The following is an 8,151-nucleotide window of genomic DNA, read 5'->3' on the forward strand; positions in this document are numbered from 1 at the left end:
GGTGATGAAATCCGTATATTTGGCAACAAGGGAGGCCACCAAGAAGTGGTCCATGCCCATCAGGAACTGGGGCATAATTTTAAACCAGTTCCTTACAATCTATGAAAAAAGGGTCAGACTTTAGATAAAAGTCCAACCCTCGTTATTTTTAACTTACACACTTGGTGGGATAGTGTCAAAAAAGAAGATTAAGACTATCACTTAATGCTGATTTTGATGAAATCAAGGATCCTGATAATCTATGTAAAGATGTATCTGGCTTAGGTCGTTGGGGTAATGGTGATGTAGAATTAGGTATTGATAATCAAACCAATTTAGATTCAGCTATGTCTTTAATTCAACAAGCATTAGATCTTCAATTAGAGTTTATTTAAAATCGCCTTCAAATTTAAATAAATAGTTTTCGTAACTGATAAAATTATGATAATCAAACTCTTAACAATCTCAACATAAATTTCCTTCATAGTCCAATATTTAAATAGTTAGTAACCCCCATTATGATCGCTAAAGCCATAGCGCTTATATTATTGGTTTTTAGAAAATAATCGGCTTCATTTTTGTTTGTGACAAATCCCATTTCAAAAAGTACAGCAGGGTAATAGGGATTAGATTCACGTAGCACCTGAAAATTGGCAATCTTGACACCTCTCTTTTTAAACCCTAAGTTTATAGTACTCTCATTCAAAACGGCTGATCCCAATTCAATAGCACCATCAGTAAATCGAGAATTAGAATTATGCACGTATACTTCCACTCCCTTAGCACTTGAATTATTAGCATGATTACAATGCAAGGAGATAAACACATCGGCATTTAGCGCTTTGGCCAATTCTGTTCTATCTCTCAAAGAAATTAAGGTGTCTTTATATCGAGTCAGGTATATATCAAATCTATTCTCAAAAAGGGTTTTATTAAGCTTCAAAATTTCCCTGGCGATATCTAAAACCACCCGTTTTTCATGAAGTTGATTTATCCCTATAGCACCCGAATCTTTTCCACCATGTCCGGGATCAATAACAATCACTTTTTGCTGAGCGAAAACTAGGCAGCCCTGTAGCATCAAAATCACAAAGACTTGAGGGGGGCGCAGCCAAAGTTTGACGTTTCTGAGCGATCCCCGCTTCAAAAATTTTAAGGTTATCAACATAGCTCTTTCCAATTTTCATACAATTTGATGCCAATTCGTATCAAATAAATACAATCCATATCAAATAATATTTTATTCACAAATAACTGATTTTCAATATTTTAAAATACAATATACAGTATTTTTCCAATAACAAAATCAGTCTAATTTTAAAGCCATTTCAACATGAAAAAATCACTGTATCCAACCTTATTACTATTGCTAATTTCTAATTCTATTTTTGCCCAAATCGGAGGAATCGAAGATTCCGTCAATGATGTTTCCGATACCATTAGAACCATTTTTCCAATAATTCTTGGCGTCATTTTCTTGATAGGTTTCCTATTTAATGCAGGTCATTTCTTTGGCGAAAACGCAGACCTTAAAAAAGGAATTACACGTGTTCTCGTCTTTGTACTTATTGCCGGTGCAGTCGTTGGCATCTTTACCTATCTCATAAGCATTGTAGTCTAGCCCTTATGAAGAAATTCGAAGTTTACAAGAACATTAGAAAGCGGGCAATGATATTTGGGCTCCCTGTATCATTGTTCGCCCTTTTAATCGTGTCTATAATAGCATCTTTGTTGGTCATTATCTTCTCTTTTGGCCTAGGTATTATAGCTGGCGTAATCATCTTCAATTGCGGCTTATATATAGTACTCATACGTATGGCCCAACGTCCTCAACTTTTACAGCTTACCCATACTTTCCCAAAAATCATTACCAATAAAAAATCCACACTACTCGATTATGAAGAAGCTTAATCTGGCATCTAACCATCCTATTTTAGACATACGCAAGAATGTATTATTTGCCAATAATGGTAATGTGGTGCTCTGCTACAAAGCAGACCTCCCTGAAATCTATTCCCTCTCTGAAAAAGATTTTGAGGATTTGCACGGGGCTTGGTTTCAGGCCCTAAAATCATTACCCGTAGGTACGGTAGTTCATAAACAAGATGCCTATCTGAAGAAATCGTACGCAGCTGAAGAACTTCCCAACGATACCTTTTTGGCGAAAGCCACTTCCGAACACTTCAAGGGAAGAGAATTTATGGAACATCAATGCTTTCTGTTCTTTATACTGCCGAAGAACAAAACGCTCAATAATGCCAAATATGTAAATCCGTTTAAAAAGATATCGAATTCCGTTCCCATGGAACTGGACGAAAACATTAACCGGTTTACTAGCGCAGTAACCGATTCAGTTTCTTTTGTCAACAATAGTCGCAAAATTGTACTTACTCCTTTAATTTCCGATGAAATCTTGGAACTGACCCACGGCTACTTTAACGGATTTAATGAAGGTTGTGATACCGATATTCTTTTAGGTAAAGACAACATCAATATCGGTGAAAATCACTTTGACATTCTTGCCGTCAATAGTGAAGTATGTTTTGGAGAAAATGTACTTAGCAGTAAGACCAACGAACGTTTTACTTCGGACGATTTTGTTTTCCACCAAGGTTTTATAGATGGCATTGGCCTGACCTTGAAAGAGAACCATATTGTAAACCAAATTCTATTTCTGGACGATAAACAGAAATGGCGGAAACTACTGGACAAGAAAATAGAGGAACTTAAAAAGAGCTCCAATTTTGGATCTCAAAACAAGGTTGTTTTAGGAAAAATTCAGCACATTCTCGACAAAATAAATACTGATGACAATGCCCGTGTCATACGCGGCCAGATCAACATCATGTATTGGCATGAAGACCTTAAAAAGCTAGATGGCATTACCTCTCATGTAAAAGCAGAGTTCAAGGAGCTGGACATTCTCCCTTATTATCCCAGAGGGCAAGAACGTGTCAACTATTTTTTAAACAGTTTTTGTGCGTTCTCCTCGAATTTTTCAAACGAGGATCTATACGTAACGGACTTAAAGCATGCACTATGCCTACTCATCAATAACACGAATTACAAATCGGACGAAACAGGAATCATCTTTAATGACCGGGAATACAACATACCAGTTTTAAAAGATGTTTGGGATGAACGAAAGAAACGCATCAAGGCCAGGAACTTTGCCATTTTTGCACCTACCGGCGAAGGGAAATCCTTTTTGGCCAATAACATACTGCGTCAGTATTTTGAGAGTGGTGTGAGGTTGGTAATCATAGACCTTGGTGGTTCCTATACCAAATTTGCTAAGCTATATCCGGAAAAATACACCGTGCTCCGTTACGAAAGTGGGCAGAATCTGGGCATCAACCCGTTCTTCATCAACGATAAGAATGACCTAACTCCAGAACGGTTGGAAGACCTTTCGGTTTTCCTTTTTGAACTGTTCGCTTCAGATTTAAAAGTGACCAAAGCACAGTCGGTATCCGTTAAGAAAATTCTCCGTCACTACTACAAGCAAACCTCAATGGGTCATTCGCTAAGCAGCTTCTACGACTTTATTGAGCGACATAAGGATACCCTATTAAAAACCCTTAAAATCCATCCGGACTATTTCAACATTACGAACTTCCTCCACATCATGTCCGAGTATGTTGGTGATGGCCTTTACAGTTTCCTTTTTGAGGTTAGTGAAGACCAAACCTATAAAATTGAGGATAAGCGCCTTATTGTTTTTGAACTGGATGAAGTAAAGGACAACAAGGAAATTCTATCGGTAATGCTGAAACTGATAAAAACAGCCATCCAACGCACCATATGGAAGAACCGGGCTGAGAAAGGCATTATCCTATTTGATGAGTTTGCCAAACAATTGAAGTTTGACAATGTTCTCGAAAGTGTAGAATTTTATTATCAGGCCATCCGGAAACAAAATGGTGCTATCGGTATCATTTTGCAATCCATCAATCAATTACCTAACAACTCAACTTCGGCAAGTATCCTTGAAAACACACAGGTCATTTATAGCCTGAACAATGAAAAGGGATATGACGAAATCGTAAAACGTCTCAATCTTTCCAGCCATGACCTGAACCAGTTAAAATCCATCAAGAACAATCTGGCCGGGCCACGGAAGTACACAGAAATGTTTATCAAAATAGGGAAGGAAAGTAACATTTTCCGCTTGGAAGTACCGCCTGAAGTTTACGCTGCCTATTTAACCGATGGCAAAGAAAACGAGGACATAATGGCCATTTATAAAAAGACAAATAAAATGGAGGAAGCAATTAAGGAATTTATAAACCTCAAACACAAGAAAGAATGAAAGAAAAAAAGAAAAAGACCCTAAGGAAAAGTGCACAAATCATTGTCATCACCCTAACCATGGCCCTATTCCTATCTCCCGGCATTGCCGGGGCCCAAGGAATGCCAGTTTATGACAACGTCAACTTTATCTCATTTGCCAAACAACTTCTAGAGGCAGGAAAGCAGACCTCGAACATCATAAAGACCATGAAGTTTTTAAAGGAACAAAAGGAAAATATTGATAAGGTGAACAATGTTATCAAGCAACTGAAAGCGGTAAAGGAACTTGCAAAGAACAACCAACGCCTGTACGCGGTGGTTCAAAATGATCTAAGAGAAATTTTGAATTCCCCTTTTATTAAACCCGAAGAAGTAAATCGTATTTCGGATTCATTTAATGCCATACTTCAAAATGCCACCGCGGGAATGGAGTTTGTTGATCAAATCTTATCGAGCGACCATATGAAGATGACCGATGCCGAACGTGCAGAAGTCCTTAAAGAGCAGGAATTACAGTCTAAGGAAATGGTATCGGAAATTGAGCAAAAAACTAGGCGATATCGAGAGATTATCCAATTCCGAGAAATGCAGCACAAAATCAATAACCGAGAAGGCGATTTTTAATGGCAGGGATTTTTTTAGGCATAGGGTTGGAATATGTGGACACTGTTTTTCAAACCATTAAAAACAGTGATTTTTCGCAATACACCATTGCTGGAATGAAAACACTTGCGGTGTTGTTCTTTCTAATCAACATCCTAAAAAAATACAATGAAGGTGTGGCCACCGATGAAGGGTACACTTGGGGATTAAGCCCTACTGATCTGGCCAAGAATTTTGCCATAGTCATATTGGTCATCTTCTCAACACAGGTATTGGGTGTTTTTGATTCGTTATTGGTAGCAATAGAAAACCAATACCGTGATACGGCACCGGCCCTCCTACCCTTGCAGATGCAAGATATGGATATAGAACAGGATGTTGGTGTTTGGGATGCCGCCAAAAAAGCGTGGGCATTGCTCTATGAAGCTTTGGTTACCCCTTTATACGGACTCAAGATATTGTCCTTTATCATCGGGGTATTCCTATGGATATTGGATTTATTCATCTACCCCATATTCTTAGCGGAACGCTATTTTTTATTGGGAATTATGCAGGCCTTTTTCCCTTTAGTTATCAGTCTAGCCGTTTTTGAAAAGTTTCGTTCCCTGGCCTACAATTTTTTTAAGCTTTATGCCGGTGTGTATATGTTGGTGCCAGCCTTTTTCCTGGTAAACGTATTCGTGAATAATCTCTATACCGAAATCAATGCCAATTTATGGAACGACCTATTTGGGACGGATTGGGGAAGTAATTTCTTTGCTCCGCTTTTGCAATTAGGATCCATAGGGTTTATCGTATTCCTAAAATTCAAACTATACAGTAGAGCGACCTCGTTCACTTTTAGGCTGTTCGCAGGTTAAAAATCAAGAATCAACTATATGAAAACACCTTATAAGAATATTTATTCCATTTTAAAGCTCAACCGTTTTATCGTCTTATCGGTTATTATCGGAGCCGTGCTTACTTGTATCGTCTCCATAGTGATGGTGATAAAACTCCATAAAGAATCCGTAAACAATGCCTTTGTTGTCAATACCAATGGAAGTGTTATTCCCTTAAAAATGGTTTCCCAAAGAGAGAATTTAAATGTGGAAACATTAGCACACTTGGAACTTTTTCACACCTATTTCTACAACATCGATGCAAGTAATTACGAAAAGAATTTGGAAAAGGCCCTGTGGTTGGGAAACAGTTCCGTGGATGCCCTATACCGGCAAAAAAAGGCTGATGGGGTTTATAACCGTTTGCTACAATACTCATTGGTCCAAAAAGTATTGAGCGTAAAATCAAAAGTCGATTTACAAAATGAGCCCTATGAATTTGAAACCAAGACCATCTTTGAAATCAACCGTGGAACTATTACCGATACTTATGAATTGACGACAACAGGCAAAATAATCCACGTGGATAGAAACTTTCCAAAAAATACACACGGATTATTGATTACCAATTTTTTTGAAAACAGCTTAAAGAAAATAACCGATGAGAATTGAAAAGAACAAAATTATTTTTTCCATCATGCTAGTCTGCATTCTACTTTTTATAGGAGGATATGCACTATTAGTTTTAGAAGAAGACCAGGAACCAACTTTGGAAAACAATCAGGTTCCCATACCGGAATTAAAAGATGATCAAAAGGAATATGATTCCAAATTAGACGCTTTAAACGACTTAAAAGAAGCTAGACAGACCAATGCCCCAAGTATCTATGATGAACGGCTGCTGGACTCAACAGGGGTATATGATCCCGATTTATTGGACAAGGAAAAGATGCGCATCGTAGATAGCATATATCAACAGGGACAAATTGAATATTCCGATAGAAAATATGAAAACTTCAATATGAACAATGAGGCAACAAAATCCACTCAAGTAGTTCCAAAAGACACTATGGCATTCATTGAGGAAAAAGAAAAAGATGTTGCGGCCAAGGAATTAGGCTTGGAGCATCAACTCTTTTTTGCTTCGCACCCCATTGAAAATGATGATATGAATGTGCTAAAAACCGACACCTTCATTAATGTGCGAGTGGATGGTACCCAAACCGTCAAAAACAATTACAGATTGCAGATGCGGTTAAACAAAGCTTCCAACATAAGTGGAGAACACTATGGTAAAAACACTCTCATTTATGGATTCGTGAGTTTTAAGCCAAATAGAACCATAATAAATATTGAACAGATAAATCATCAACCTATTAAACTGAAGGCTCACGATTATCAAGATGGTAGTGAAGGCATCTATATCGAAAATAGTTTTAGGGCGGAAATCACAAATGAAGTCTTTGGAGATATGGTCGAGGATATCAACATACCCGGGGTACCTCAAGTCAGAGGTATAAAAAACGTTTTTCGGCGAAACCAAAGAAATGTAAAGGTTACCGTTCTCGATAATTATAAACTCATTCTAAGAGTTTCAAAACAACAGAATAAATTTCAATTCAATTAAAGACCAATACCATGAAAAAAACACTTCTTTTTTTATCTCTGGCATTGTCGTTTTCGATAACGGCACAACGGCCATTGGATACCATTTATGCCAACGACCAGAAAAACGTCGCCCTATTTTTCCCTAGCCCCATACGGCAAGGCATCACTGGAGCTTCTCATTTTGTTTTCACATACAACCGGGAAAAAGAACAGTATTTTGGACTCTTACAGGCAAAACCAGGTTTAGAAAGCAATTTATTCGCCGTCACCAGTGATGGTAGCGTGTATTCCTATATTCTAAAGTATTCGGAAAAACTTTCAAAGCTCAACTATTTTGTTGCTGCGAACGAAAGTATAGGAAACGAAGCTCCACTAGATAAGCCAGTTCAGCAAGCAAAAACAAATATCGTTACCGATGAAAATAGAATACCCTATTTCCAAAGAGCCTGTGATTATCTATTGAAATCTAAATCTCAAGCTATTGCAACAAAACGAAAACAAGGAATCAAGTTAGAGTTGGAACAAATGGTATATGATGGTTCTGAAGTATATTTGGTTATTGAGGTAAAGAATACATCCGGAATCAATTTTGAAATCGACTATCTGAATGTGTACAGAACAAATGGAAACACTAAGCGAAAATCTTCATTTCAACGTTTGCCACAAGAGGGACTATCTCATAAAGTGTGTAAATAAAAAAATAGCGGGGGCATGCCCCCGCTATTTTTTTAACTTTAAATTTTCACACCATTATGAAGAACGAGGAATTATTCGACGACAATTTTTTTAAACAGTTCAAGACCGGTGACGAGCTCAACGGTTTTTTGAAGGCACTCCAAAAACGCGG

The 8,151-nt window shown here is 37.7% G+C and carries 9 protein-coding genes and 1 pseudogene; 9 read left to right on the forward strand and 1 reads right to left on the reverse strand.

Going from position 1 to position 8,151, the window contains the following annotated elements; all coding sequences use genetic code 11:
- Positions 1–124 (forward strand): annotated as a pseudogene (locus BFP75_RS22355) (IS256 family transposase); the annotation flags it as partial.
- Between the two features lie 336 nt (positions 125–460).
- Here the strand turns inward: BFP75_RS22355 and BFP75_RS08235 are convergent.
- A complete protein-coding gene (locus tag BFP75_RS08235; RefSeq protein ID WP_240531740.1) occupies positions 461–1,159 on the reverse strand; it encodes an N-acetylmuramoyl-L-alanine amidase in 699 nt (232 codons plus the stop codon).
- A 153-nt stretch (positions 1,160–1,312) separates the two neighbouring features.
- Here BFP75_RS08235 and BFP75_RS08240 point away from each other — a divergent pair, with 153 nt between their 5' ends.
- From BFP75_RS08240 to BFP75_RS08275, 8 genes are read left to right on the forward strand one after another with little or no spacing between them, the layout of a single operon-like run.
- Positions 1,313–1,600, forward strand: a complete 288-nt coding sequence (locus BFP75_RS08240; protein ID WP_074669635.1) for a hypothetical protein — start codon at positions 1,313–1,315, stop codon at positions 1,598–1,600.
- Positions 1,601–1,605: 5 nt separating this feature from the next.
- Positions 1,606–1,890 carry a hypothetical protein gene (locus BFP75_RS08245; RefSeq protein ID WP_099544766.1) on the forward strand — a complete coding sequence of 95 codons (285 nt, stop codon included), beginning with the start codon at positions 1,606–1,608 and terminating at the stop codon, positions 1,888–1,890.
- Positions 1,877–4,291: a TraG family conjugative transposon ATPase gene (locus tag BFP75_RS08250; RefSeq protein WP_099544767.1), complete on the forward strand. Its 2,415-nt coding sequence runs from the start codon at positions 1,877–1,879 to the stop codon at positions 4,289–4,291. Before BFP75_RS08245 ends, BFP75_RS08250 begins: the two co-directional genes overlap by 14 nt.
- Positions 4,288–4,896, forward strand: coding sequence for a conjugal transfer protein (locus BFP75_RS08255; protein ID WP_099544768.1), 609 nt, complete (start codon positions 4,288–4,290; stop codon positions 4,894–4,896). The genes BFP75_RS08250 and BFP75_RS08255 overlap by 4 nt, the downstream gene beginning before the upstream one ends.
- Positions 4,896–5,735, forward strand: a complete 840-nt coding sequence (locus tag BFP75_RS08260) for a hypothetical protein (protein ID WP_099544769.1) — start codon at positions 4,896–4,898, stop codon at positions 5,733–5,735. Before BFP75_RS08255 ends, BFP75_RS08260 begins: the two co-directional genes overlap by 1 nt.
- 18 nt (positions 5,736–5,753) lie before the next feature.
- On the forward strand, positions 5,754–6,368 hold the full coding sequence (locus tag BFP75_RS08265) for a conjugal transfer protein TraK (RefSeq protein ID WP_099544770.1): 615 nt from the start codon (positions 5,754–5,756) through the stop codon (positions 6,366–6,368).
- Positions 6,358–7,323 (forward strand): conjugative transposon protein TraM, encoded by a 966-nt coding sequence (gene traM, locus BFP75_RS08270; RefSeq protein WP_099544771.1) that lies wholly within the window; start codon positions 6,358–6,360, stop codon positions 7,321–7,323. Before BFP75_RS08265 ends, traM begins: the two co-directional genes overlap by 11 nt.
- An 11-nt stretch (positions 7,324–7,334) precedes the next feature.
- Positions 7,335–8,000, forward strand: coding sequence for a DUF4138 domain-containing protein (locus BFP75_RS08275; protein ID WP_099544772.1), 666 nt, complete (start codon positions 7,335–7,337; stop codon positions 7,998–8,000).
- Positions 8,001–8,151: the final 151 nt, after the last annotated feature.

This window comes from Maribacter sp. 4G9 (genome assembly GCF_002742265.1).
GTDB lineage: Bacteria > Bacteroidota > Bacteroidia > Flavobacteriales > Flavobacteriaceae > Maribacter.